At 65.1% G+C, this 26,415-nt stretch carries 19 protein-coding genes and 2 pseudogenes; 10 read left to right on the top strand and 11 right to left on the bottom strand.

What is annotated here, in order from left to right:
- The first annotated feature begins 60 nt into the window (after nt 1-60).
- The 3 genes and pseudogenes from ACFQ9K_RS03085 (at nt 61) to ACFQ9K_RS03075 (ending at nt 3,557) form a co-directional block, all read left to right on the top strand.
- Nucleotides 61-1,749 carry a ParB N-terminal domain-containing protein gene (locus tag ACFQ9K_RS03085; protein ID WP_378713603.1) on the top strand — a complete coding sequence of 563 codons (1,689 nt, stop codon included), beginning with the start codon at nt 61-63 and terminating at the stop codon, nt 1,747-1,749.
- A gap of 271 nt (nt 1,750-2,020) precedes the next feature.
- Nucleotides 2,021-2,122, top strand: a pseudogene (locus tag ACFQ9K_RS03080) (single-stranded DNA-binding protein); the annotation flags it as partial.
- Between the two features lie 943 nt (nt 2,123-3,065).
- Entirely contained in the window at nt 3,066-3,557 is a 492-nt protein-coding gene (locus tag ACFQ9K_RS03075; protein WP_378713601.1) for a single-stranded DNA-binding protein, read from the top strand.
- Between the two features lie 6 nt (nt 3,558-3,563).
- Here ACFQ9K_RS03075 and ACFQ9K_RS03070 read toward each other — a convergent pair whose 3' ends face one another.
- The 3 genes from ACFQ9K_RS03070 to ACFQ9K_RS03060 all read right to left on the bottom strand — a co-directional run bounded on the left by ACFQ9K_RS03070 (nt 3,564) and on the right by ACFQ9K_RS03060 (nt 6,620).
- Entirely contained in the window at nt 3,564-4,955 is a 1,392-nt protein-coding gene (locus ACFQ9K_RS03070) for a hypothetical protein (protein ID WP_378713599.1), read from the bottom strand.
- 305 nt (nt 4,956-5,260) lie between these two features.
- On the bottom strand, nt 5,261-5,578 hold the full coding sequence (locus ACFQ9K_RS03065; protein WP_378713598.1) for a helix-turn-helix domain-containing protein: 318 nt from the start codon (nt 5,576-5,578) through the stop codon (nt 5,261-5,263).
- A 4-nt stretch (nt 5,579-5,582) separates the two neighbouring features.
- Nucleotides 5,583-6,620 (bottom strand): tyrosine-type recombinase/integrase, encoded by a 1,038-nt coding sequence (locus ACFQ9K_RS03060; RefSeq protein WP_378713596.1) that lies wholly within the window; start codon nt 6,618-6,620, stop codon nt 5,583-5,585.
- Between the two features lie 219 nt (nt 6,621-6,839).
- Here ACFQ9K_RS03060 and ssb point away from each other — a divergent pair.
- From ssb to ACFQ9K_RS03035, 5 genes and pseudogenes are all read left to right on the top strand, one after another.
- Nucleotides 6,840-7,289, top strand: a pseudogene (gene ssb / locus ACFQ9K_RS03055) (single-stranded DNA-binding protein); the annotation flags it as partial.
- Between the two features lie 292 nt (nt 7,290-7,581).
- Entirely contained in the window at nt 7,582-9,177 is a 1,596-nt protein-coding gene (locus ACFQ9K_RS03050) for a hypothetical protein (RefSeq protein ID WP_378982734.1), read from the top strand.
- 392 nt (nt 9,178-9,569) lie between these two features.
- Nucleotides 9,570-9,944 (top strand): hypothetical protein, encoded by a 375-nt coding sequence (locus tag ACFQ9K_RS03045; RefSeq protein ID WP_378713593.1) that lies wholly within the window; start codon nt 9,570-9,572, stop codon nt 9,942-9,944.
- Nucleotides 9,945-10,262: 318 nt separating this feature from the next.
- Nucleotides 10,263-16,238 (top strand): MobF family relaxase, encoded by a 5,976-nt coding sequence (gene mobF / locus ACFQ9K_RS03040; RefSeq protein WP_378713592.1) that lies wholly within the window; start codon nt 10,263-10,265, stop codon nt 16,236-16,238.
- 714 nt (nt 16,239-16,952) lie between these two features.
- Nucleotides 16,953-17,411 (top strand): hypothetical protein, encoded by a 459-nt coding sequence (locus tag ACFQ9K_RS03035; RefSeq protein ID WP_378713591.1) that lies wholly within the window; start codon nt 16,953-16,955, stop codon nt 17,409-17,411.
- A gap of 797 nt (nt 17,412-18,208) precedes the next feature.
- Here ACFQ9K_RS03035 and ACFQ9K_RS03030 read toward each other — a convergent pair.
- Both ACFQ9K_RS03030 and ACFQ9K_RS03025 read right to left on the bottom strand, forming a co-directional pair.
- On the bottom strand, nt 18,209-19,288 hold the full coding sequence (locus ACFQ9K_RS03030; RefSeq protein WP_378713589.1) for a hypothetical protein: 1,080 nt from the start codon (nt 19,286-19,288) through the stop codon (nt 18,209-18,211).
- 233 nt (nt 19,289-19,521) lie between these two features.
- Nucleotides 19,522-19,776, bottom strand: a complete 255-nt coding sequence (locus tag ACFQ9K_RS03025) for a hypothetical protein (protein ID WP_378713587.1) — start codon at nt 19,774-19,776, stop codon at nt 19,522-19,524.
- 703 nt (nt 19,777-20,479) lie between these two features.
- Here ACFQ9K_RS03025 and ACFQ9K_RS03020 point away from each other — a divergent pair.
- The gene (locus tag ACFQ9K_RS03020) at nt 20,480-21,130 is read left to right on the top strand and encodes an SMI1/KNR4 family protein (protein ID WP_378713585.1); all 651 of its coding nucleotides are present in this window, start codon (nt 20,480-20,482) and stop codon (nt 21,128-21,130) included.
- Nucleotides 21,131-21,164: 34 nt separating this feature from the next.
- On the opposite strand, the gene ACFQ9K_RS03015 is transcribed toward ACFQ9K_RS03020, so the two are convergent.
- Complete coding sequence (locus ACFQ9K_RS03015) at nt 21,165-21,485, bottom strand: hypothetical protein (protein ID WP_378713582.1); 321 nt, start codon at nt 21,483-21,485, stop codon at nt 21,165-21,167.
- A gap of 472 nt (nt 21,486-21,957) precedes the next feature.
- Here ACFQ9K_RS03015 and ACFQ9K_RS03010 point away from each other — a divergent pair, with 472 nt between their 5' ends.
- A complete protein-coding gene (locus tag ACFQ9K_RS03010) occupies nt 21,958-22,413 on the top strand; it encodes an NUDIX domain-containing protein (protein WP_378713580.1) in 456 nt (151 codons plus the stop codon).
- On the opposite strand, the gene ACFQ9K_RS03005 is transcribed toward ACFQ9K_RS03010, so the two are convergent.
- The 5 genes from ACFQ9K_RS03005 to ACFQ9K_RS02985 are packed head-to-tail and all read right to left on the bottom strand — an operon-like array spanning nt 22,410 to nt 26,408.
- Complete coding sequence (locus ACFQ9K_RS03005; protein ID WP_378713579.1) at nt 22,410-23,876, bottom strand: B12-binding domain-containing radical SAM protein; 1,467 nt, start codon at nt 23,874-23,876, stop codon at nt 22,410-22,412. The two genes, ACFQ9K_RS03010 and ACFQ9K_RS03005, sit on opposite strands and share 4 nt — an antisense overlap.
- Nucleotides 23,848-24,657 (bottom strand): hypothetical protein, encoded by an 810-nt coding sequence (locus ACFQ9K_RS03000; RefSeq protein ID WP_378713577.1) that lies wholly within the window; start codon nt 24,655-24,657, stop codon nt 23,848-23,850. Before ACFQ9K_RS03000 ends, ACFQ9K_RS03005 begins: the two co-directional genes overlap by 29 nt.
- Nucleotides 24,654-25,511 (bottom strand): dTMP kinase, encoded by an 858-nt coding sequence (locus ACFQ9K_RS02995; protein WP_378713576.1) that lies wholly within the window; start codon nt 25,509-25,511, stop codon nt 24,654-24,656. The genes ACFQ9K_RS03000 and ACFQ9K_RS02995 overlap by 4 nt, the downstream gene beginning before the upstream one ends.
- Nucleotides 25,474-26,193, bottom strand: a complete 720-nt coding sequence (locus tag ACFQ9K_RS02990; RefSeq protein WP_378713574.1) for a histidine phosphatase family protein — start codon at nt 26,191-26,193, stop codon at nt 25,474-25,476. The genes ACFQ9K_RS02995 and ACFQ9K_RS02990 overlap by 38 nt, the downstream gene beginning before the upstream one ends.
- Nucleotides 26,190-26,408, bottom strand: coding sequence for a hypothetical protein (locus tag ACFQ9K_RS02985; protein WP_378713572.1), 219 nt, complete (start codon nt 26,406-26,408; stop codon nt 26,190-26,192). The genes ACFQ9K_RS02990 and ACFQ9K_RS02985 overlap by 4 nt, the downstream gene beginning before the upstream one ends.
- Nucleotides 26,409-26,415: the final 7 nt, after the last annotated feature.

The following is a 26,415-nucleotide window of genomic DNA, read 5'->3' as shown; positions in this document are numbered from 1 at the left end:
GGCGGGGCAGCCCACCTTCATCGGCGGGCTGCCCCGCCGTCTGTCTTCCAAGGAGTAGCAATGTCTGACACCGAAACCGGCACCGCCACAGCAGTACTCGACCGAGATACCGCCACAGATGTCGGCACCGGGCCCGTCAGTGATCCGGACGAAGCCAATGATCCGCCCGCTGATCTGCCCGTGATCGAGGCGGCGTGGATGGAGCCGGCCGAGCTGGTGATCGATGAGAACGTCCGCGAGAGCTTCCGGATCGAGGACCATCCTCTCCAGGTCGCCTCGATCAAGGAACGCGGGGTGAAGGACCCGATCAACGCGATCCGTGAGGCCGACGGCTCGGTGCACGCCGTGGACGGCCAGGTCCGCCTGCTCATCGCGCTCGCGCTCGAGATGAAGAGGGTTCCGGTGTTCATCGTCGCCGCGCCGGTCGGGCTCAGCGAGAACGAGCGTCGTATCGAGCGGGTTTTCGATCAGATCAACTTCAACGAGCGCCGGATCCCGCTGACCGATGCTGACTATGCCGGCGGCATCGCGCTGGCCCTCGACCTCGGCGCGAGCGTGCCCCGTGTCGCGAAGGCGTTGCAAACCTCCCGCGAGACCGTGAAGGCCAACGCGAAAATCGGGGCGTCTCCGACCGCGAAGGCGTTGCTGGAGACCGATCAGTTCAGCTTCGATCAACTCGCGGTGATCGGTCACTACGAAGCCCTCGGCGATACCGAGGCCGTGGAACGGCTCAACAAGAGCACCCGTTCGAAGTTCGCGCACGAGGTCGAACTCATCCTGGCCGAGCGCGCCGCCGAACGCGCCTATCTGGAAGCCGCTCTGCCCTATGGCGCGTATGGGTTTGGCATCCTCACGACCGAGCCCGACACGAGCAGTCCTGACGCACAGTTCGTTCCGGCCGAACTCCTGGTGACCGCCGACGGCGAACCGGTCACCGCGGAGCTGGTCAACACCGAACCCGCCCGGTGGGTGGTGTATCTGCACCGCGAGGAGAACCGGCAACTGGTCGAGAAGAACACCGGCGCGATCGTGGAGCCCGACGCGGTGGACTGGGACACCCAGGACAACCCCGACGCCGCCGCGGCTCCGGGTCTGCTCCACGCCGATCTGGTCGAGCATCGTGACCGGTGGGTGCCGTTCTGCTACCTGCCCGCCGATCAGCTGCCCGACAGCGGTTTCCGGGTCCTGGCGGTCACCGCCGCCCCAGTCGATCCTTCCGATGACGAGGATGCCGCGCAGGCCCGCGCCGAAGCGAACGCCGAAGCTGCCAGGCAGGCCGCGGCCGCTCGTGCGGAGGCCCGTCAGATGCGGGCGCGCGTCGAACAACTCAACATCCGAGGAGTCGCGGCCGCCGAACGGCGCGACGGCGTGCTGCTCAACTTCCTCAGCCGCCGCACCCCGCACACCGCGGCCTCCCGATATGTTGCCGAGTCGATGGCGAACCGCCTCGGCATGAACGATCTGGGCAAGACCCTGCACCTGCTCGGAGTGGGCGGCACCCGTGACGCGTTGATCAAGGCCATCCGGGCCGCGACGCCGGCACGCGCGTGGGTCATCGTCACCGCGATGATCGTCGCCAAGCACGAGAACGGCCTCGATAAGTCGTTGTGGCGCAACCACACCGCCGACACCGAACGGTATCTGCACTTCCTGGCCGAGGCCGCCGCCGGACTCGACTACACCCTCTCCGATGTCGAGCAGGCCGCCGCGGGCGACATCGACTACCGCGACATCGATCTCGCCGCCTGACCCGCACCGTTCTGCCAACCGCACGCCTCGCTGGTGTCGATCGTCGCTGCCAGCGAGGTGGCGCGCCGACCGCTGCCAGGGGTCGGGCACCTCGAAAGTTCCTTGCAATGGGTCTGTCTTCGACTCTGCGTCGGCACCCGGATCCGAGCGCTCGTTTCCCTCGACGCCCTTCGGGATTTCACGCCTCTCCACGACAACGACGCCGATCACGCCCAGATGGCTGGCGGCCGATTCCGATGGCCCGTCAACACCTACCGAAGGAGAACTAGTCATGGCTGGAGATACACCACTGACCGTGATCGGGAACCTGACCGCGGATCCAGAGCTCCGATTCACCCCCGTTTCCCGTGGGTTCACGAATTCCGAAGTGTCTGTTGTGCGGAACTGAAGTGTGCACTGCCTCCTACAGGGCTATCTGACCCGTCAGTTCAGGAACCCGCGGATGTCGCTGAATCCCTTGCTGCCCTATGAACCGCGAAGGAGAGCCTGCGCATGTGGAGTTCGAAGCTGAACTAAACTTGGGCAGGAACTTTCCTCCTTGGACCTGTCTATGCGGAACGCACGGACTCCTGCAGCTTCGAGATTTGAGGTCAGGACAGTCTTAGTGGCATGGCGCCACACCAACGTCGGCGTATCGCTTGCAGCAGTCCCCGCCCCAGCACATGCCGCAGGTCCCGCCACACCTCGCCTTCCTCGGCTTCTCTGGTTTCTCTGGTGGTGGTGGTGGTTTCTTGTTTCCGCTTTCGAGCGGCTCGTACGGCAAACTGCGCCCGCCCATTGCATCCCATTTGCCCGGAGGGTGCTGAGACTGAGCCAGAGAAGGACCGTATCGAAGCGGAACGGCCCCATCTTGGGCGACTGCACGCTCCACGCCTTCGGTAATGCCGGAAGCACTATGCCGGAACGGCGCAGCCAAGGACGGCGCGGCGTCGCGGACCTGGGCTCCAGCGTTTTTCGCAACACCAAGCATCTGCCGAAGGATCGCGTTCATGCGGGTCCGCCACCTAATGGTCAAGGGCTGTCGGGATCGGTAGCAGGGGTTTACCTCACCGCTGAGGCACTACCGGAGAACGGCCAGAGCTCGTTTGCCACATGAACAGACCTCGACCGATTCGCTCCACGAAAGTGTCTACCGTGGCCGAGCCACGCCTGCCGTCACCGTTGGGAATGACCGTCGGGCCAGTCGTCGAACCCAAAACGATGGGCGCACCTCGGGGCCGACACGTGAGTTCGGGAACCTGCGGGTGTGCCTCAAATCCCTTACTGCCCTGCGCAACCGGGAAGAACACTGTCCACTACAAGCTTGGAGGATCATCATGTCCGGAGACACGGTCATTACTGTCAAAGGCAATCTGACAGCCGCGCCAGAGCTCAGATTCACGCCCGCAGGCGTCGCGGTGGCGAACTTCACCGTCGCTTCGACTCCTCGTGTGTTCGACCGCACTACTAATGAATGGAAAGACGCCGACGCGCTGTTCTTGCGGTGCAACATCTGGCGAGAGGCTGCGGAAAACGCCGCGGAGAGCTTGGAGCGGGGCTCACGTGTGATCGTGACCGGACGCTTGAAGCAGAGGTCTTACGAAACTCGCGAGGGCGAAAAGCGTCAGGTGGTCGAGCTCGATGTCGACGAGGTCGGCCCGTCGCTGAAGTACGCGACCGCGAAAGTCTCGAGGGTCAACCGCAGCAACACAAACAGCAGCGGCTCGACCGGCAACGCAGGTGGCGACGCCCCTTGGGGCGCAATGCAATCCGGTGAGCCTGCTTTCGCGACATCCGGATTCGGAGGGGCGGGTGAACCGCCGTTCTGAGCACCGTCACGCCGAGCCGATACTCTCCCCATCGAGGTCGCGGTGGTGGAGGGTATCGGTATAGCGTTCGGCGCCTTTGACACTGAGCCCGAACAGGTCGCACAGTCGGCGGATATCGCCGCCGGTGGCAATGGCCTCATAGAGGATCCGGTCCTCACGAATGGCTTGACAAGCCATGCCGAGAGTCGTGTTGATCCACGTGCTACTCACCGGTCCTGTTCGCACACCGGACTTCGTATTGATCAGGAGATGGGGGTTCACGGTGTCGGGCCATCGTTGCGCGCGGTAGTCGAGCCACGCCGCCAGGCGCTGCCGCACTGGTGGCGCCAGCAGCACGGTTCGATCCGGCAGATGCAGGCGCCCGTCGCGGACGTCGGTCAGTAATAGTGATCGAAGTTGGGCACTGCGAAGTGCGTGGAATCCGACGAGTCCGGCGATGACCGCGCGAGCCGGGTTCTCGGAGATCAGGGCTTCTTGCAGCCGGGTTACTGGGACCGGTAGTGGCACACGGGTTTCCGGTCGGCCGGTGCGGAAGTGTGTGGTCGGGTTGGAGAACACCAAGCGTCGGGCTTTGAGCACCCGGAACAGCGACCGCAGAGATTGGCCGACCAGCGAACGTGGGGTGCCGCTGGCGGGTAGCGCCTGCTTGATGTGGTCACGGGTTATCTCCCGCAGCGTTTCGTGTCCGGCAGCGGCCCAGCCATGCACTGCCGGCATGGCGTGACGGATCTGGCCGCGCACGGTCCCTTCTGCGCGAGGCTTGGATCGCGGCGGCGTCGTGCTGCCCCGGCGCAGGATCTTGAACCAGGTCGACAGTTCATTGCGCATCTGATCGGGAAGGCCTTCGATCTGGCGGGCGAACCACGCGACAACGCTGGGTTCGCGGTCGTCATCGAGCAAACCCGCTGTCGCGAGGACCTCCCGGATCGGTTGCAGCGCAAGTGAAATCTGGTCGAGTTGAGCGACCTCGCTGGTGGTGATCGTCGCGCCGGGAGTGTCTTGCAATGACAGCAGGATCCGGATTCCCTTGCGGGCGTCGACCAACCTGGTTTTGCTCCACCCGTGCTTGCGGGCATGCTCGCACGCGACCTCGTCGAGGTGCTGAGCAATCCCGGCGTCAGGCGGATCGGTGAACCCGAACTCGCGTACTCGCACCAAGTCTCGTGGCAGATCCACCACGGTGAGTTGCCGGTAAGCGACCGGATAGTCGATATGGCTCGGCCGGTCGCGGGTGATCGGGCGAGCCGGTCGTCGTTTCTCGCGGAACAGATCCACCAGGAACAGCTGCTGGCCGTGACGGTTGGCGTCCAGCACGCTGGGCCCATTGCCGTGGGGGCGTTTGCCCGCCACCTGCCGCCAGCACAATCGGCAGAACCCTTCGGCGTTCACCGCGATCACACGGCGACACGAGTCACACGGCATCGCAACCGGGAATCGTCGCCGCAACCCACGGCAGGCCTCACACGACCAGGTCGTATGCCGGGTGACACCCCAGCCGAGGCAATCTCGGCAGCTGTCGATCACCTGCGGAGCGAACCGATGACAGCGTTGACACAGCCCGCCGGAGTAGTAGTCGTGGGTCGACCCACATTTGCGGCAGGGCAGCGGTCTGAAAGGCCCGCCGGGCATGCACTGATAGCAGTGCTGGTCTTGGGGAGTGGCGACGGGACGATCCGCGCAGCCGATACAGGTTCGGGGCGGTGTCATGCCGGTGGCAGTGTCCGGTTGCGTCCGAGGCGTGGAGTGATCGTCGCTATGCCCGTGCTGTTGTCGGCTGCCTTGCGGGGTCGACGGGCGGCGACCTTGTCTGGTTCGCGGATCAGCAGATCGTTTGCCTCACAGCCCAGCACGTGGCAGATCACATCGAGGTCGTCGAGCCGGATCGTGGTCGGAGTGCCGGTCCACAGCGCCGACATCTTCCCGGCGCTGATCTCCAAGCCGGCCTCGACCAGTCGGCGGCGCATCTCGGTCGATTTCCAGATGCCTTGTTCGGCAGCTTTCATTCGCATGTTCCAGCGCATGCGCTCACTCCGTTCCGGTGATCAGTCGGGCAGCGACACGATCGTTGGCGCTGGCCCAGGCGGTCTCGACGTGGTCGTCATGGACATGGATGTATCGGGTTGTCGTGGACAACCATTCGTGGCCGAGGAGTTCTCCAATGGCCTTCAAATCCATGCCGCGCGAATACAACGACGATGCGCAGAAGTGCCGCAGGCCGTGGGGAGTCAGCCGACCCTCCCACTCGGGCAGCCACAGGCTCACCGCCCCAGCCAGTCCGCTACGCAGTCCGTCGTCACCCACGCGCAGGCAGCGGCCGCTGCTCCGGTCCCGACGCTCGCTGGGCAGCAGCGGCGCATCCGCATCCATCCAGTCATCCCCGAACTGATGTCGAATGTCGGTCAGCCACCACTCCAGCAGATCACCGGAGGAGTTGATCGTCGGCACCAGCCTCGGCTTGGGGCCGCGGCCCATACTGCCCTTGCCGAATCGAACATGCAGCTTGCCGTGCTGCCCCAAATCCTGTCGCCAGTCACGGATATCGAGGCGGACCGTCTCACCGATCCGCAAACCAACTCGACGCCACAACGACGCAGCCAGATAGTCACGAGCAGCGGGCAGGAACTTCCTTGCCTCCGGCAACGCCTCACGCCACCGACGGAACAACGCGTCCACCTCATCCTCGGCCGGCGGCACCCGGATCACGCCGCCGTAATCGGCTTTGGCTGGACGGTTGAACTCATCCACGGGCTGAACCACCACATGACCGGTCAGCGAATGAATCTCACCCTGATAGCGACTGATCAGGAACTCGAAGAACCGCGCCACAGTGCCAGCCTTGCCATGCACCGTGCTGCGGGCACGCTCCCGACGCTGCGGCTCCAGAAACCGATCCACATCCTGCGGCTGAGCCGTCCACACATACCGGCCAAGGAACCTGATGAACGCGAAGATCACTGAACGTTCCTGCGCGATATGGTCATCGGTCACCCCGGCGGCCGCGAACGCCAACGCGTATTGATCCACGAGTTCCTGCTCGAAGTCATCGAGCTCCTGCGGCGACACCAACCGTCGCTCCGCTGCTGACGCACGAACCGCAGCAAGCCTCACCACCCCGGCACCGCGGGTTCACTGGCCAAGATCACCGGTCATAGATACCAGAGAACCTTCAGGAATTCCGACGAACCATCGAACTTCGATCTAGCGCAAACGAACCCGCGCTGGCCTGGACGATCACTTGAACAGGAAGGACGAGACGACAAGGAACCTACGGCAGTTGCGATAGCGAGTGTGGCAGTAGCGAATTTCACCGTCGCCTCGACACCGCGGGTGTTCGACCGCAACGCGAACGAGTGGAAGGACGGCCCAGCACTATTCATGCGCTGCAACATCTGGCGCGCTGCCGCGGAGAACGTCTCCGAGTCGCTGACGCGTGGTTCTCGGGTACTCGTGTCAGGGCGGCTCAAGCCACGCTCCTGGACCGACGCTGAGGGCAACAAGCGCAGCAGCCTCGAACTCGAGGTCGATGAGATCGGTCCCACGCTGCGCTACGCCACGGCCAAAGTCACCCGTGTCTCTTCCTGATCCACGACATCTGCGACGGAACCTGCTGCGGCACCGGATCGTTCCGGCCAACTCGTCGGTGCAGGCGTCGGTGCCCAGACGGGTCAGGATCCGTGGCGCGAAGGCAACGGTTGGGGCGGGGCCTCGCCCACTGACGAGCCAGGGTTCTGAACCCGGCGGTTGTGCGTGTGGTGAGGACTGACCGTCTGGTCGACTGCCCGGCCTGACGAGTGCTACCAGTGCCAGCCCCCGCCACGGCTACGGGCCCGCGCCCGGACGTCACCGAATTTCTCGGCGCGGCGCACCAGCCGAGCACCATTCACCGCGTCCTGCGCAGAAATTCGCTGCCGCCCGTCTCGGCGCGTTCCCTCCGCCGCGTCGGGGTCTGTCACTGGTCGGTCGCACTCAGGCCGGTCAGTCGACCAGCCGCCCAGCCCCGTGCCGGGGGTCGTGCCATGCGCGCGTGCCCGGCACGGGGCAGGCCCATTTCTCGGACAGACAGGAAATCGTGATGACTGCTGCTACATGCGTCGCCGAAATTGCCGATCCGGCTGCCGTGACACCGTTCGCCAGTGCCCTGGCCCAGATCGAGTATCTGCTCGAGGTCGACCCGGATCGAGCGCGTGACGAGTTCGCCGCCGCGCTGACCCTGGCTTCACCGCAGGAGCGTGCCTTCCTCGAGGAGGCCGCGACGATCCTGTCCCGCAAGCCCTTCCGCCAGGCGGCCCACGAGCTGGGCTGGATCGCCAAGAACCGGCCCGAGGTGCGCCACATGGTCATCCACCTCACCGCCGATAGCAATCCCGACCTCTACCGCCCGGCCATGCCGGACCCAAGCGAAGTATCGATCGAGGCCGCCGAATGGGTCAGACGCTCCATGCGCGAGTATCGCCGCTCCGACCGCCTCACCGCGACACCCTCGCGAGACACCGATGACGCGCGTTTCACCCCTGAAGCGATCGCCCACCGCCAGGCCCGCCGACCGATCCATACCGCCGGGCGGCGCGGTCTTCACGATCACCACGTGCACGCGTGGCGACGCCGCCAAGATATTCAGTTCGCCGCTTACGCCGCTGATCGAATGTTCGCGATCGAGACCGACACCGATCTCGCTGCCCCGGTACCGAACCCGCGCAAGCCCGCGCACATGATGTGGGCTCACGTCCAGACCGCGCTCTGGGATCGCAGCTATTTCCTCTACGTCTCCGAGAACTACACCGAACGCGACCGCGATCTGCTCGCACCCCCCTCACCGGTCATCCGCGCAGGCAGCGCACGGCAGGGACGCTACGCCGCTCTCGACGACGCCGCTCACAGCCTGCTGGGCGAGGACACCACTGACCGGGCGCGCGGTGATCGCCGCCGAGGTCCTCGCCGTCGCTGGACCAACTTGCCCAAGCGGATCACTCCCGCCGACCAGAAGGAGTTCGCGCGCAAGCGAACCGGCCTGGCCGTGCCGAGCGACTACGACGAGTTCCTGCCCTACACCGAACTCGACGTCGCCGAGGACACCTGGCAGGGCTCGGGGCTGGATTACGACCTCGCCGCGATGAACCCCTACCACGGTTGGCCGTGTGTCGGCTGCTGGATCGACCGCTGCGACAGCGACCTTCGAGTGGTCCACCTCGTCGACGGTCAGCGGGTCAGCGACGACGGCCTGTGCCGCGACTGCCGCGATGACGGCCAGCCAGGCATCGCGCCGCTGCCGGTTCCCTGGGGATTGCAGGAGTTCGTCCACTCCCGCTGCGCCTACATCACGGCCACCCATCCTCGACAGGCTCGCGCCCTGCTCGACCGTATCCGTGCCGCCGCCGCGAACACCGGGCTCACCTGGCGCATCATCACCCGCTGGATGGCGATGTACCTCGAGCAGCCCATCACCACGCGCTCCGCGCCACGCACACCCGCCCGGCGGCGGCGACAGCCCGCGGCCCTCGGAGCCGGACAACGAATCGGCCGCTGCGACCGATGCACCACACCCGGCGTCGTACACGCCGACAGCCTCTGCACCTCCTGCCGTGCCGAGATCGCCCAGCGCCGAGGCACTACCGCCGCCTGAACAACGCCGATCCCGGTTCGCCGTGGCCGCGTCACGCCACGGCGGACCGGGCACCTCTCGCTGCCCAGCTCCCCGAAGTCCAGCACTCATGGGAGACCACGGAATGAACCACTTCGTGTCCGAAAACTGGGCGTGGATCGTCCTCGTCCTCTGGTTCGCCGTCGTGCCGACCCACTGTCAATCCCATTGCCCGCACTGCTGTCCCCGACCGCGCCCGTTCGATCTGGATCAACGCTCGTAGCAACCCGGTCTCTCGACGTTTCTGATCGCCGAGCGCCGACAAACCAGCCCCGACTGGACTTCGACGTACAACCCCGATCCCGGTCCGCCGTGGTGACAACATCCCGCGGCGGACCGGCCACCAACCCCTCCTCCCCACTCAGAAGCACCGCATGTCCCGGTCCAAACTCACCCGCATCATCGCTCGCATCACGCCCCCGCTCCGAGCAACACACTGCCCACGCATCAGCGTCCACCTCAACCAGGACCGCAGCGCGATCGAACGCGGATACCACCCCGGCGATCCCCTCACCCTCGTGTACCGACACCGCTTACCTGCCCTCGCCCCCGCCACCACCGACCAGGCCATCCTCGACAGCGTCTTCCTCGCCATCAACGACTGCCCCGCCCCCGGCTACGACCATCTCGATCACCACTGGGCCGCCCACGGCCTCCGATCACTCAAGATCGGCGACGTCGTCGTCATCGGACGCCGCGCCTACGCCTGCCAGCACTTCGGCTGGGACCGTATCCGCACCCGCGTATGACCCGATCCGGATCCGACTCCGAGCTGAGCTGAGCTGAGCTGGGACTGACGCTCTACCTCAGTCTCAGCTCTTCCACCCCGCACTACCCTCCTCAGCCCCACCCCACCATCGACCTCTTCCTCACTGCTCAGTCCCCATCTCCATCACCCTCTCCGCTGCTCTCACCTCACCCACCTCTCACCTCTCCCCATTTTCTCAAGCAGACCTCTTGCATCTAGGATAACGATTTGATAACGACCAGGGAGTTTGATGGATTTGACACTATCGAGATGGGTCCGACGCCTGGACTAATTCGAATAGCAGGTGCTTGCTGGAGGTATGACCGCGACAATTCATAAAGTCGTGGCAGGCAATGGGTATCAATATTACGTCCGTAATGTCGCCGCGAACGATGTCTCCTCTCGTGGCCGTTCCAGCCTCGCTGACTACTACTCCGCGCACGGGGAAGCTCCGGGTCGCTGGCACGGCTCCGGTCTGGCGGCGTTAGGGCTCGACACGAGCGACGAAGTCACCGAAGATCAGATGAAATCCCTGTTCGGACTGGGCCTTCATCCGAACGCCGACGCGATCGAGGACCGTGTCTACAGCGAGCAGATCCGCCTCGGTGCCAAGCACAAAGATGCCCTCCGCGCGGCCCGGCAGGCGAGTCGTTTAGGTAGCCCTTTCCGGGTTTATGCCGATGTTTCCGAGTACAGAAAGCAGTGTGCCCGTGCGTTCACCGAGCACAATAAAGCGCACGGATGTCATCCCGATGACGCTATTTCCGAGTCGGATCGCGCGCGGATTCGAACACATATCGCGTTCGAAATGTTCGTCGAGGAGTACGGTCGGCCGCCGGTTGATGCGCGGGAATTGTCGGGGTGGGTGGCGCGGAACTCGCGTCCGAACACCACCGCGGTCGCGGGTTTCGACATCACTTTCTCGCCGGTGAAGTCGGTATCGGCGTTGTGGGCAGTGGCACCGCGGGCGGTATCGGAGAAGATCGAGGCCGCCCACCACGCCGCGGTCGGGGATGCGTTGCGGTGGCTGGAGCGGCACGGGATCTTCACCAGGCTCGGCCGCAACGGTGTCCGGCAGGTCGATGTCGAAGGCGTGGTGGCCGCGGTTTTCACGCATCGGGATAGTCGCGCGGGGGATCCGGACCTGCACACTCACGCGGTGATCGCCAATCGGGTGCGCACGCTCGAGGGCAAGTGGCGCACCCTCGACGGCGCCACGATCTACGCGGTACTGGTGACGGTTTCGGAGATCTACAACACTCGCCTCGAGCATCATCTCGAGCAAATGGTCGGAGTGGAGTTCGCCGAACGTGCCGGCCAGGACCCTGCCAAGCGCCCGATCCGAGAGATCGTCGGTATCCCCGCGGAGTTGATCAGCGCGTGGTCGCGACGCGATACCGCGATCACCACCCGGCTCGGGCAGCTGGCCGCGCGGTTCCAAACCCGTCACGGGCGGGAGCCGACGCCGACGGAAATGTTCGACCTGGCCGAGACCGCCACGCTGCAAACCCGCCCGGCCAAGCACCTGTTTCGCTCGCTCGCCGAGCAACGCCGCACCTGGCGGACCGAAGCTGGCCAGCTGCTCGGTGGCCGGGACGCGTTGGCGCGCATGGTGAGCGCGGCGTTGAATCCGATCCGGATTCCCCGTCCGAGGATCACCGACCAGTGGATCACCCACACCGCCCAACGGGTGGTCGAGGTGGTGTCCGAGCATCGCGCGACCTGGCAGGTGGCGAATCTGCGGGCGGAGATCGAACGCCAACTCCGCGGGCAGGTAGCCGGCGAGGAGTGGGAACGCGTCGCCGAGGCGGTCTTGGCCGAGACCATTTCTCCGGCGCTTGCCGTCGCTTTGGACGATCCGGACCTGACCGATCACCCCGAACTCCGTACGGTCCCGACAGTGTTGCGGCGTCGCGATGGCGCCAGTGTCTACTGCTCGGCGTTGTCGCAGCGCTACACCTGCGCGGACACGTTGAGGGTCGAGGCGCGGCTGATCGAGATGGCGACTCAGCCCGGCGCACGCCAGCTTCGGCCCGACATCGTCGAGGCTGCGGTGCGCGACTACAACACGGCCAACCCTGAGCGCGCGCTCAATACCGGGCAGATCAGCGTGATCGAGGGGTTCGCCCGATCACCGTTGCGGGTCCGCACGACCAACGCGCCCGCCGGATCAGGCAAAACCACCGCGATGGCGGTGCTGGCCGATGCCTGGCAGCGCGACGGCGGGCAGGTCATCGGACTTGCCCCGACCGCCGCGGCGGCAGCGGTGCTCGGTGAGTCGATCCACGTGCGCGTGGAGACCGTCGACAAGGTCCTCGACGTCCTGGCCAACCACACACCCGGGCTCGACAACGCCGCGCTCGATCGCGAATTTCCGCCGCCGTTGCCGCAATGGATCCTCGATATCGGCGCCGAGACGTTGGTGATCGTGGACGAGCACGTCAAAATCGGCAACCGCAAACGTCTTCGCCTGCTCGAGTTTCTGGCCGGTCGCGGCGCCACGATCCGCTGCCTCGGCGACCCACGCCAGCTCTCGGCGATCGAAGCCGGCGGTGTCGACGCCGACATGGACGCCGCCGCACCCGACCCCGCGCTCACCCTGACCCACGTCGTCCGTTTCCATTTGACCGCCGAAGCCACGGCGAGTTTGCAGCTGCGCGAGGGTGATCCGACCGCGCTGGGCTGGTATCTGGACAACGGCCGCGTCCACGCCGGCCACCACGGCGCCACCCATGACGACGCGTTCACCGCCTGGAGCGCCGATCATCTCACCGGCCGCGACACCATTATGCTCGCCGCCAACCACACTGTGGTCAGCGAACTCAACGCACGAGCGCGCGCAGAGCGCCTCGCCCGCGGCGGCACCGAGCCCGGTGCGTGCGTCCTTCTGATCGATGACAACCTGGCCTCGGTCGGGGACACGATCCGCACGCGCCGCAACAATCCACGCCTGCGTCTAGGGGCACGCGATTGGGTGCGCAACGGCTATGCCTGGACCGTCACCGCCGTGCACGAGGACGGAAGTCTCACCGCCGTCCATCAACGATCCGGTGCCGAAATCGGCGAGAGTGTGTGGCTTCCGGCGGACTATGTCGGCGAACATGTGCGCCTCGGCTACGCGACAACGATCGATTCCGCACAGGGAATCACCGCCGACACCTGTCATGTCGCGCTCACCGGCGCCGAGTCGCTTCCACAGCTCTACGTCGCGCTCACCCGCGGAATCTATGCCAATCACGTGTATGTGCCGACCGCGTTGGACGGGTCGGAAGGCTCGTTCTGGTCCGAACCGGCGGTCTATCCGCGCACCGCGGTGGAGATCCTGTGCCGCGTCCTCGGCCGCGACGGCGTCCAGAAATCGGCGCACACCATGCTGCGCGACGCACTGGATCCGTATCAACGCCTCGCGCGCGCACTCGATATCTACCTCGACGCGATCGGCCTCTCCGCCGAAAACACCCTCGGCCCCGACGCTCTCGAACGTCTCGACGCCGCCGCCGACACCGTCGTCGCCCACCTCACCGACTGCCCCGCCTACCCGGTCCTGCGCCAGCACCTGGCCACCATCGCGCTGTCGGGCCGCGACCCGATCACCGCACTGCGTGACGCCGCCAACGCCCGCGAACTCGACACCGCCGATGACGTTGCCGCCGTGCTGGACTGGCGCCTGGATGCCACCGGCAAGCACTCCGCCGGCCCCGGACCGTTGCCATGGGCTGCCGGGATACCCGACGGACTTCGGCGCGACCACGACAGCACCCAGCTCGTCGCTCGCGCGCAGATCGTCACCGACCTCGCCCACCAGATCCGCACCGACGCCCGCACCTGGACACCCGCGACCGCACAGCGGTGGGCGCGACCGCTCATCGCTGTGGCTCCCTCGTTGGTCGAAGAACTCGCGATCTGGCGCGCCTCGCTCAACGTCGATGACCGCGACATGCGCCCGACCGGGCGCCCCCGCTACAGCGTCCTCGAACGCGAACACCAGAGACTGCTCGACACCCGCGTGACCACAGCACTCGGCGACCAGCACAACCCAGCCAACAGATGGGCACCGGCCGCCGAACGCATCGAGGCGCGCATCGTGGCCGACCCGTGGTGGCCGATCATCGCCGACAAAATCGAAGTCGCCTCCCGCGCAGGCATCGACATCGCCACCCGCCTCGCCACCGCCGCACCCACCCGGCCGCTACCCGACGAGATGCCCGCCGCCGCGCTCTGGTCACGCCTGGACCTCGAACCCTCCGCCCTCGACACCCCCACCGGTCACACCCTGCGCCCGGACTGGATCCCCGACCTGCACACCGTCCTCGGCCAACCCACCGCCGAACAGGTCATCGCCGACCCAGCCTGGCCGCGCCTCGTCGCCGCGATCGACCGCACCCTCTGCCACGACTGGACACCCCAGGACCTGCTCAGCACCGCCTACGAACTCATCCTCAGCGCCCAACCCGAGGACGCACCCGCACTACGCCCCGACCAACTCGCCCTCGCCCTGGCCTGGCGTATCGACGCCCTCCGCCACGACCACCCCGACCCCCAACCCACCAACATCGCGGACTCGACCATGAACCCACACGACAACCCACCCGACCCAACACCAACCCCGGCGCACCCCGACCACACCACCGAACACCCACCCGGCGGGCCACCGATGCCTTCGCCAGCCGCCGATACGCCAGCGGCGATGTCAGACCAGATCGCCGGCGTCGCGGCGCTGCTCGGATCCGGCAACACGCGAGCGGCCCGCCACGCCTTCGCCGCGTTCACCCGCGAGCTGACCGACGAACAACGCGACATCATCGAACGCATCGCCACCATCCTGCACCGGTATCCGTTCACCAACGCCGTAGCCCGCTTGCAGTGGGCGGCAAGCCGATACCCCGAACACCGCGACCTCATCAACGCCTGCACCCCCGCCCACGACCCCCACACGTACCGGCCAACGGTCCTGCACCCCACACACCGGGCACCGCGCGACCACCGCGACGTCCCCGCCCACGACCATGACGGCCACACCGACCCGACCCGGACCCGGCCGCTCGCCTCCGACGCCGAAGTCGTTGCCGCCCACCAACACCAGGACTACCTCAACACCCGCGGCGACGTCGACGACGACCCCGGCCACGGTAAAGACCAGCAACAATGGCCGATACCCCGCGGCGTCGTCCATCACTACTACGTCGCCAAGGAACATCGAGATCTTCTCCCCCACCAACCCCACTATCCCGAAGGCGACCCGGACTACGACCGGTTCGCCCTCCGCGCCACCCGAGCACTGCCGTGCGTGACCTGCGGGATCGAGCGCGCCGTCAACGACACCCTCCCCAAACCTCCCCGCCGAAGCGACGACGGCCTCTGCGGAGAATGCCGCGACAACAACGCGGCACCGATCCCCGACCACCACCCCAAAGGCCACATCCACGCACGCTGCCACCACCTCGCCGCCACCCACCCACCCGAAAAGCTGCGAGGTCTATTACGCCGCGATTGGCACGCCGCCCGCACCCTCGCCGAACGCCTCGCCATCAGCTCCTGGGCCGAAAACCACCTCCCACCCGAGCCCACACAACCCGACACCTCCCCCGACCCGGTAGAGCAGAACCCGCTTGCCTTGCTCGACGACACCCAGATTCAGCGTCAGATCGCCGACCTCGAATTCCGTATATCTCTCGTCGATGACGACGCCGCGCTTTACGGCCCTGCCCCAGAATCGCACGACGTCGACACCGAGTCCGCGGACATGCTTCACCGCCACCACACCGCGCAGGAAGCGATCCGCACCGCCCGCACAGCCGAGAAAGCACTCGAACAAGCTGTGCGCGACCTGCACGCCCTCAACACCGAAATCGACAATGCCCGGGCACGTTTGGACGCCGTCCCTGGATACCGCCGCAGCGCACGCCGCGACCTACAAGCCCACGTCGAGGCCCTGCTGACCCAGCAGGCTAACGCCATCCGAACGCGAGAAACGGCGCGCACCACCGCCCGCACCGCACAACGAGAGGCCACCCTCTACGCCGGCACACCCGACCACTGGGACCGAGTGCTGGCCAGCCCACCCCCAGAACGCACTGAGCAACGCCCCGTCCCGGCTCCCGACTCGAACGCCGACCGACAGGACCAGGTCGATGACTACCGGGACCAGATCGCGCGACTCCGCACCGAACAACAGCGCCGCACCGACCGGCGACCCGACGAACAACCACAGCAAGCCACCACTCAAGAAGACAATGCGCTCGATACCGCCGGGGCACCGTTTACGCACCAGCCTGAGGATGGCATGGGTCTTTAGCATGCTCAGCTGATCTGGGGTTGTCTAACGCGCAACGATTTGCTCGACAGCCCGCGACCGGTTATGTAGACCGAAAACGCCTTACCTCGATAGCGACAACACCCTCATAGAGGTTCAGACATAGCTGAGGCCCGATCCGAAAATCGGGCCTCAGCATCTCCGCCTACGCCCGTCGAACAGTCGAGCTAACTCTTCTCGCCGGTTCATACCCGCGTACGCGGCACTCCTGGCGGTCTGGTCGTAGACACCGGCACCGCCGTTGCGAAAGCCTCGTTGTCACCCTTGACCACATGGTTTTGATCGCCAATCTGGGCAGCAGCTGATCGCGAATCTTGACACCACCGGTTGGTGGCGGATGTTTGTGGTTGCGAATTTTGACACCGCTTGCAGGATTGTGGTCCTGGCTGTGTTGTGCTGTGTGGACGGAGTCCTGAGGCGTGGTATTGATGGTTGGGCAGACGGCAACTGGACGTGTTGCTGCCCTTACCAGCAGTGAGAATTGTCGGCTGTGTTTGGCTGGCGTCACCTGGTTCGATACAGCTGTGTCGAACCCCACGACAACGCCGTCGATCTTGAGACCAAGGTCAGTTCCGCACTGCGCCGCCTACAGAGACTTCCCGCCCTGGTCGCCGACTTCTTCCGTGCTCCCGACCTCGCCTACTTCCAACCAGGAACCGCCGCAACCAGTTCCGGAGACCTAGCACAATGGCGGCTATGCGCCTGCCCTACGGCGTCACCGGTTTCTGGATGGCCGGACAAGCCGTCCTGCCGGAAATCGATCAACGCGAGTTCCGCAGCGTCTGCCACACGGCCGCCCGGCTGACCAGCGGGTGGGTCACCTGCACCGTACCCGCCGGCTGGACCCGCAGCTTCGTCGCGGTGTCGATCGCGTACCGGGATCACGGACGGGCTGTCCTGTGCAACCTGTCTTTGCCGTTGGTGGCGGTGGCCGAACCGATCGGACCCGATGAGGTCGTCCCGGTCTTCGTCTGCGACCCTCAGCTCACCGAGGTGATCAGCTGCATCTCCCAGTTCCGCGTGCTGACGCCCACCGAGTTGGCAACGCCGCTGGCCGAGTGCGACCTCTCGGAACTGGGCGAAGCGGAACTCGCACAGATCCGCTACTGGAAACCCGAAACCGTCGGCGAAACAGTATTCAACTGGTGGGATTGAACAACCCGCAGTCAAGCATGAACCGCCACAACAGAACTAAGCAACGCTCGGCTTAGCAACTGGGGACGTGACCGGTTGAAGCAGTGTGACCGGATGTTGTGTGCGGTAGATGAACCGTCACGGGTTGGGGGCCGCTTTGCGCCGGTCGCGTTGTCTTTCTATATTCGTGCGGTGACGCGCTGTGGGGAAGATCTGGCTGACTTCGACAGGTTCATGGCCGACTTCACCGCGCCGACCGGGAGTCAGGACCTGATGTTGTTCAGCGTGGAGTATCTGCGGAGAAACAGCAGTCACACCAGTACGACCGCTGAACCGTCCGTCCGCGGGGACCGGGAACCCCACGGACGGCTTCATCCACGCCACGCGTACATAGCCAGTCGTGGGTACCGCGCACGACACGCCGGCCGTAAGGGTAAAATCTGGGACCACGTATCGGTGGATCTGGAGGTCGCTCAGTAGTGATCCGGGGCAGCCGTATCGGTGAACTTTGAGATCGCCCTGGTGGGCATGTCAGGTCACCGGTCGTGTCAGAAGCGAGCTGTAGTGGTGGGCGAATTCAGATCGACCGCAGGGGTCGTCGCGCCATGTGCTGGCCGGGCCAGTGTGACTCGCTGTGGAAAGGTGGCGGTCTTTCCGCGATGCCAATGGGCGCGGGAGGTGCTGCGGGCCTCCGTAAGGCAGGAGATGACTCCGGCGGCACCGGGATGTCCGGGCACAGCAACCGGCGGTAACACTCGGCGGTCCGGTTACCTACCGAAGCGTTGCCTGCTGCGGCGATCTATGCGTGCTGGCGCGATTCAGAGGTGTCGATGCCCCCACTGCGCGAGCTTCTCGACAGGGATGTTCCATGCCCGCACCGCAGAGTTGGGGACGAACGTCGTGATTTCTGGAACTCCCCCGAGCTCCGGAACGGCGGCCAGGAAGTGGAGGTATCTGCCATCTTCGAGCCGAATCGAGAAGGGTTGCTCCTGATAGTCGAGTCCACACAACGACAGCTTGGGTTCATCGGAGAGCCACGGTTGCAGTCGATCCTCGACTTGGGCGAAAGAGACTCCGGTGAGCCAGTCCCGCTGCGGCTGATCCATGGCATAACCGTCGATCACGGAGAAGCAGAGAATCGGCCAGTCTTCGATATTGCTTGCTCGGCACTGCTCGGCCAGTCCAGAGATATCGAAATCGTGCACCTCAGGATTCGGATCGCCCGCAGCCAAACTCACGTAGCCGGCGTCGATAGTCTGGCCGTCGGCGCCGAACGCACCCAAAGCAGCGTCCACCGCTGCGACGAACCTGTTGTACTCCTCGAGCGTGAAGTATTCACTCCAGCCAGGGACGGCATCGCGCGGGGCGGGTGGGTCCATGCACGCGGCTTCCTGGAAGAGAGCGAGGGTTTCCAGCAGCTGGGCGGCGGATTTACGTAGGGTGCCCCGTTCTCGCTCTCGGACCAGTTGATGCAGAAAGAATTCTGGGCTCACACCGTTCTCGAAGTCCGCCGGAGTGTTAGGGCGGATGACCGGGGCGCGGTAGGGGTTGCGGTCGTCATGCGCGCGATCCTGATAGCCCCAGCGGGCCGGCGCGACACGCAACAGGACTTCACCGATGTATCGCAGCGTAGCGGTGGTGAACTCCACGTTGTCCGCCATGCCAACGGCCGCCTGGTCCGGGTAACGCGCGAGCACGACCGGTTCCAGTGCGTCCAGGGAGTCGAGGGTGAAGTCGAAAGAAAAGTTTGCGGGCAGGTAGGAACAGCGCCACTGCCGCAGCGCACTTCCCATGCTGGCTAGCCAGCTGTCCAGAAAGACGCCCGCGGACTCGGTCATGTCCTTGCGGTCCTCGGCCATATACGCCTCGGTTTGGTCGTCCTCATGCACGATGCCCATCTTCGCGTCCTGCTGACGGGCTCCCATCTGCGGGAAGCGTGCTCGACCCCTGACCACGAACATCGGTTGATACACCGACCGTGCCTGGCGGTCCTCTGGTATCGGTTCAGCGATAAAGTGGATGAATCTCGTGAGCAAACGCCGGAGTCACCTGCTCGCTGTCTACCAGGCCCGGCCGACGGCGATCGACACCACTGAAACCGGCCAGCAGCAGTAGCGGTCATCGGTGATCGTCATCCGTTCGCCGAATGTGCCGACGGTTCCAGCGGAGTTTCCTTTCCGCCGTGGCGGAAGCCGCGCACGGCAGCGTGGGCTCGGTGGGGCAGCTCGGACAGGCGAACACGCAGCCGTGCCGGTGGTGCGATGACGAGTACCGCCGAAAGCATCACCGTGATCTGCACGGCCGCGGCTTCCCGGAGACCGGTATCGAGCTTGAACTGCTGGGCGGTGAGGATCATCGCCAGCATCGTCACCGCAGTGAAAGCCATCGTCGAGGGCCAGGTCCACCGCGGCGCGACGGCCGGGCCGGGCCTGGGTGGTGCGGATACTGCTCCACCACCTGGGGAGGCGGGGCCGGCGCTTGTGCCGGCAGGGGGCGGAGGTCGGTCGTCTGTGTCATCGCGGTGCCCTTGCGGGTCGGGGCGGGCCATCCTGGTGTGGCCCGCCGGAATCGATGCGACAGTCCCACGGGCCTTCTCCGAATGTTTCAGTCGAAAGATCGCCTGGTCATGAGCCGGATTGTCTGTGGCCCTCCGGACATTTGGCGCACTTCATCGCCCACCGGGTCGCCGCAACCGTGAACTACTGTGTGGGCCCGAAAAAGTAGTTGGACGATTCCGTTCAAGTTCTTGCGCGTTTTGACATTTCACTCCCGCGAGCTAGGCCGACGGAGGACGGGGTACTGGAATCTGACATGGCTTGGCTTCGATCGCGAATCTGGGCAACGGATGATCCGAATCTCGACACCGCTCGTTGCGGGCGGGTGTTTATGGTCGCGAAGTTTGACACCGCTGTTGGGGTTGCGGTGATGGGTGAGAGGCGGCGATCATGTGGTCGCTCGGTCCCCTGCAACAGGTGTTTGTTCCCCATTCCTGCATGCATCCATTCTTGGGAAGGGCGTGACTGAGCGAGGAGATAGCGTGGCCAGCCGTGACACACGACTGGTCAGATGTGAGAGATCGGATTGCTCGCATGGCCGTAGCTTCGGGTGCGAATGAGGTCTTTGGCGCCGCAGGATTCGGACATCGATTCTTCCTCGAAGAACCGCTGAGCTCTGCTGAGCTGGGTGAGCTGGAAGGCCAGGTGGGGGTAGTGCCGCCTGAGGAGTATCGGTCGTTTCTGTTGACCGTCGGTCGAGGCGGGGCAGGACCGGCTTGGGGTCTGTTTCCTGTCCGTCATGAGGACGGCCGATGGCAGTGGGAAGGTGACGGAGCGGAAATCACCGCGCTGGACACGTTAGCCCAACCCTTTCCGCACATCACGGCGTTCAACCCCGCAGACGGGCTCCCCGAGCCTCCTGAGGACGAGGACTTCGAGTCGGCGGAAGCATACGAGGAGGCGGAGGAAGCGTACTGGGACAACTACTATCAGGTCATCGATGCACCTGAGCATTCGGTCGGACTGATCTATCTGTGCCATTTGGGCTGCGCGTATCGCGAGGCGCTTGTCGTCAGTGGCCCGGCAAGGGGGCAGATGTGGGGCGACAACAGAGCTGATGGTGGTGGCTTTTCGCCGCTAGTTGACGGTTGTGGAGTCACCCAGGGTTTTGCTGTCTGGTACCGGCGATGGCTCGATGACACCGAAGCCCAGCTCATGATCCAGGCGCCTGACGCGCCGGCCTAGTGTCGTTCCGATGGCTCGGTACTAGATTCCAGTCTCAAAGCACAACGGCCTCTTCGATTTGCGGGTCCCAGACGACCAGACCGAACTCGGTGGCGAGTTCGAGTATCGCTTCGATCGCTTGTGTGCTTCGCGGTGAGTAGCTCAGGCACATGCTCACGTGGTCTATGCCGACGTCGAGCGGCATCGACATCCAGGGGCTGTCCTCGGGATAAGGCGGGTAGTCCGGGAACTGGGTCTGCAGCGATTGATAGAACTGGACTATCCGATCGTCTGGGGAACCCTCGACGTGATCTTTACCGGAGCTGCATCGTTCGGCCATTGCCTGTGCGGCATCCTCATCGGCGGAGTCGCTCATGGCTAGAACTAGAAGGTCGAAACTCATCAGCTCATCTTTGATCAATCGTGCTAGCAAGCCTCTTGCCGCCAGTAGGAACACTGGCTGGTGGGAGTTCATCAGTCTTTGCCCCGGCTTGTGTCGCTTCCGGTCCAATACTGGTTCCGGCACACATTTCGTGAACGGGAGTGGTGTTGTTCAGTTGCTCAAAGGATTCGATCTCGGAGAAGGTCTCACCTGGTGGGTTCTGCATCGGGATGTTCAGCAGGTCACTTCGGGTTTCCACTGAACCGCCCCGAGTTTCCGGCCGGCTTCATGGTTGAGTATCACCGGCTGGGATAGGCCGAAGTTTCCACCCGGCCGCAGCGGACCGGCCGGTGCTGCTCAGAATGGCGGCCACGTATTTGGACAACCCCCCGCGTCCCCGCGAACATCAGCAGGCTGAATGGCGTAGTCTTCCGGCCGACTACCGACGCTTCGAGGGAGCTGCCCGATGCCCGACCGCCATCTGATCGACGTCCACATCCTGCTCGTCGATGGCGATCGGCTGCTGTTGACGCAGCGGGGTGGGAGCGATGCCTTTTCGGGGCGCTGGCATCTTCCTTCGGGCAAGCTTGACGCGGCTGAGCCGGTCACCGCGGCGGCGGCACGCGAAGCCTACGAAGAGGTCGGGGTGGTGATCGATCCGGCCGACCTGCGTGTGGTCCACGTGGCCCATGTCGCGGGGTCCGGGCCTGAGCCTCGGCTCGGGTTGTTTCTGCACGCGCGACGGTGGCAGGGGCAGGCCTACAACCGGGAGCCCGACAAGTGCAGCGGCCTTCGTTGGGTGGGGCTCGATGAGATAGGCGAGCTGGATGTGATCGAGTACCCAGCCGTCGGCATCCGCGCCTATCTGGAGGGAGATGTGGTGGCGTTCAGCGAACACGGCTGGGTACCGGTGGCGGTTTAGGCCCGAAGGCGGGCGTACTGGGTGCGGGACAGGTAGCTCAGCTTGTCGCGGACGTAGCTAATCGGTGCGTCTGAAAGCTGCAGTCCGACGGAGAAGTTGAACTCGTCGCGGCCGTACATGCTTTCATCGACGCCCCCGGCGGTCAGATCCACCGGCGCGTAGTCCAGCAGCTGCTCGGGTCGGTATCGCCCGGTGGCTATGAGCCGTGCCCACTCTGGGGTGCCAGGGTAGGGCCGGAACTCGAACACGCTGGCGCGGAATCGGCCTGGCCGGTGGTTGGTCGCCTCCCACAGGCGCTCTACCAAGGCCTCAGTGTCGTCCATCTGCTCCTTGGTTTCGCCGGGGAATCCCAGGATGAAATAGCCCTTCACACTGATGCCGCGGTCGAGTAGCCGTTCGACCACCCGCACCGCCATGTCCGGGCTGATCCGCTTGTCGATGTAGGCCAACATCGCCTCGTTGCCCGACTCGACACCGAGGGCTACCTCCCGTAATCCGTTGGCAGCAAGGGTGTTCAGCGTGGCGTCGCTGGCACGATCGAGGACGTTGATGCGGCCGGTGGCGTCCCAGCGCGCCCACTCGCCCACTCGCTCTGCGGTGAATCCGCCCATCATCGTGTCGATCACGCGCCGTGCGCCGAGAAACAGATCGTCGACGAAGCGGAACGCCGTCACGCCTTGACGGTCTCGCAGCTCGCACATCTCGGCGATGATGTTGTCGGACTTGCGGGTTCGGATTGTGACGTCAGGGTTCGCTGACACCGCGGCACCGCAGAACGAGCAGTTGTAGGGGCAACCCCGAGCGCCGACCATGTTCGCCTCCCAGCGGGCGGACTCGAAATGCGGGTCCTGGCACAGGTACCGGCGGTCGACGAAGGGCAGCTCGTTAACCGGTGGGGCCAGATGGTGGTTCATGCCCGGCATGCCGCCGGTCACCGGTGTTTTCAGCACCGGGTCCAGCCACATCACGGCGGGAAGCTGGGCGCGGGCGCGGTGGCCGGCGAGCAGCTCGCCCGCGCGCGTTTCGGCCTCGCCGAGTACCAGGGCGGCGCAACGGCTCATCCGTGGGTCGGTGAGGATCTGCGTCGGCATCGCCTTGGCCTGATGCCCGCCGAGCATGAGCCGAATATCGGGGGCGAGGCCAGCCGCGATCGTCGCCGAGATCTCGTAGGTCGGTGCCAGCAGATTCATGCCCGCCCAGCGTGGCCGTGCGGCGTTGACGATGTCGATCGCCTGCTGAATTCCGAGGCCGAGGGCTTCGGCGTCGAGAACCCCGATGTTGTAGCCTTGCGCTGCGGCGTAGGTAGCGATATACGCCATGCCCAGCACTGGCAGGGTGAAGTCGTTCACGCGCGGCCTGAGCGAATAGTCGCGCAGTGGCGCGTTGATCATCACCATGTCGAGAGTGTGGTGCGGGTCGGCCCCCACGATCAGGTCATGACGTGGAGCGAGCGGATTTTCCATGGCTGATCCCCCATGCGAGTGTCAGAAGTGTCCACGCGGACACATGGTCACCGGCCACCTGTTCCCACGCGGCCCCGAACGCGGAAGCTGTCTCGGGCCAGTCTCGGGCCGGGTTCAGCGCCCGCGCCCAGGTTTGGACTGCGTGGTCGGTGTACGGGTAGAGCGCGAAATCGTTGGTGTAGTCGGCCATGGCGGCCTTGGCGGTCCACGGTCCGATCCGTGGCACGCGTTGCAAAAGGGACACCAGATCGACTGCGGCCACCTCGTGCCATTCGTCGCCGTGGTCGAGGTATGCGCGGGCGGCCTCGCGTAACACCGGCATTGGGAACGCTGCCCCGACGTGCCGGAAATCGCTGTCGGACAGTCTGAGAATTCGATCGGGGTCGGGAAACAGCCACGCTGTAACCTCATGTTCAGCGCTGGGTACCGGCTCGCCGTAGGCGGTACAGAACCGCGTGTACCGGTCGCGAGCGTGACCGGCCTGAATAACCTGCCGCATGATCGCGGTCGCGAGCGCATCCCACAGTGACGGATTGGCGACGCGAACCACCGTGCCAGCCGCCTTCAAAGGTGCCAGCAGATCCTCCGGGCCCTCCAGCGAGAAGGACGGAACGACAGTGTCGGTGCGAATCCGGCCCCGACCGCCGCCCGGATGGAACATGCCGTCGCCGTCAGCGGTAAAGGTGAACGTGATCAACGCGGCGGTGTCGCCGCTGGCGACAGCGCGGTAAGCGATCCTGTCTTCGGTCCACTGCCAGCCAAGATGGTCAGTCATGATCATGCATGTCTCCCTTCGGTTTCCGGGTCAGCAGGCACGTTGCCGAGCAGCGGAAGGATCAACTCGGCGACAGCAACGGCAGTCTCGTGCGGCGAGAGCCGCGTGCAGTCGATCACATGGACCGGCCAGCCCCTCATGCGCAGATCCTCGGCGACGCAATCGAACAACTCCAGCTCACGGGCGGCGAAGTCGCCGGCCTGCTCGAACCGGTTGTGCGCGCCGCGGACACATACCCGCTCGGTGATCACTGGCGGATCGGCGCGCAGCACCACCGCGATTTCGGGCACCCGCACACCGGCGTTCAACGCCCACACCGTCGCTGACGGCACGCCATCGAGCACCTGGAGCGTCAACGATGACGGCAGGTACCGGTCGCATAGCACCACGCGACCCGCAACCAATTCCGGCTCGATCTCGGCGGCCTGCTGATGATGCCGGTCGCCGGCGACCAAGCACGCTAACGCCATTCCCCGATCGGTGTCGGTCGCGGAGCGGATGTGTGAACCCAACTCGCTCGGACTCGGCTGACGCGTGCTGTGCACGGCCACCCCGATCCCACGCAGGTACGCGGCTGTCTCGGCGACTGTGCTCGACTTGCCGGTGCCCCCTGCCCCGTCGATGGTGACCAAGACGCCGGAGCTTGCGGAACGTGGTGGAGCGCTACTTCCGCCTACGCTCGGGACGCCAGGCCAGTCGTCGAACCACCGCAGCTGCCACAATCCGGCCATGGCACCCAGCAGTACGCCGGTGTGCCACAACCCGAAAGGCAGCGCGCTCAACGACGTCACTACCGTGTCCCAACGCTGACGCAGGTTGCCGCTACCAGTCATGTCCGCTCCTGCCAGCCGGTGCCGCACGCTTGTAGTCGAGCGGGGCCAGGTGCTCGATGTCGTTGTGGCGCACCCGTTCCCACCGCCACGCCTTTGCCCCGAGTGGGCGTCGCAGCCATTCGGTGATGGAGCAATTGGCGGCCGGCGCGGTCACGTTCGCCAGCGAGTAGGGCGCCCGGTACAGGTACTGCTCGATCCCGAGAATCGACTCACGGTGACACACCAGCACGATGGTTTGCCCGCCGTGGTGGCGCTGACTGAGCCGCTCGAAGTTCGCACCCACCCGAGCAACCCATGTCGACCACGGCTCGGCGTCGGGGGCGATCGGCCGGTCAGGGGTGAGCGCAATCGGCGGATCATGGCTGGTCAAAATCTTTATCCACGACTGGCCCTCTGCGGTGCCGTAATACGGAGCGGGCAGCTTGCGCGGCACCGTGAGCCCGTGCTCGCGCGCGATCCGCTCCGCAGTCTGCCCCGCTCGTTGCAGATGAGTGCTGTAGACCGCGGCGATCGCCCCGGCCTCTTCCACGGCGAGGTACTCGGCCACGGCCTCAGCCTGGGCATGGCCCCATGGACTCAGACCGCGACACGTGCGTTGGCCTGCCACCACGTCTTCGACGTTGGCTATCGACTCGCCGTGGCGGACTACCAGCACCCGCAATCCCCGTCTACCCCGCTGCTCGGCGGGCTGCTCGTTCACGTCGGTCATTGCTTGCTCCAATGCAGAGAGGGCGTATAAGGCTGGTGGCTGTTTCGATCTCGGTCGGCGTTCGACACGCTCGGGACACACAGCCTGTCCACCTGCACGCGCAAGCGTTTGACTTCGCTGGCCAGCACCATCACCGCTGCAAGCAGCATCGCGCGCAGGACTCTGTCAGTCATCAGCTCGTCCCTTTGTCGTATGCGGCCTAGATAGTCGGACATGTCGTTC

Origin of the sequence: Nocardia sp. NPDC056564, from assembly GCF_042793755.1 — a bacterium.
Classification (GTDB): domain Bacteria; phylum Actinomycetota; class Actinomycetes; order Mycobacteriales; family Mycobacteriaceae; genus Nocardia.
This window is presented reverse-complemented; position numbering and strand designations above follow the sequence as displayed.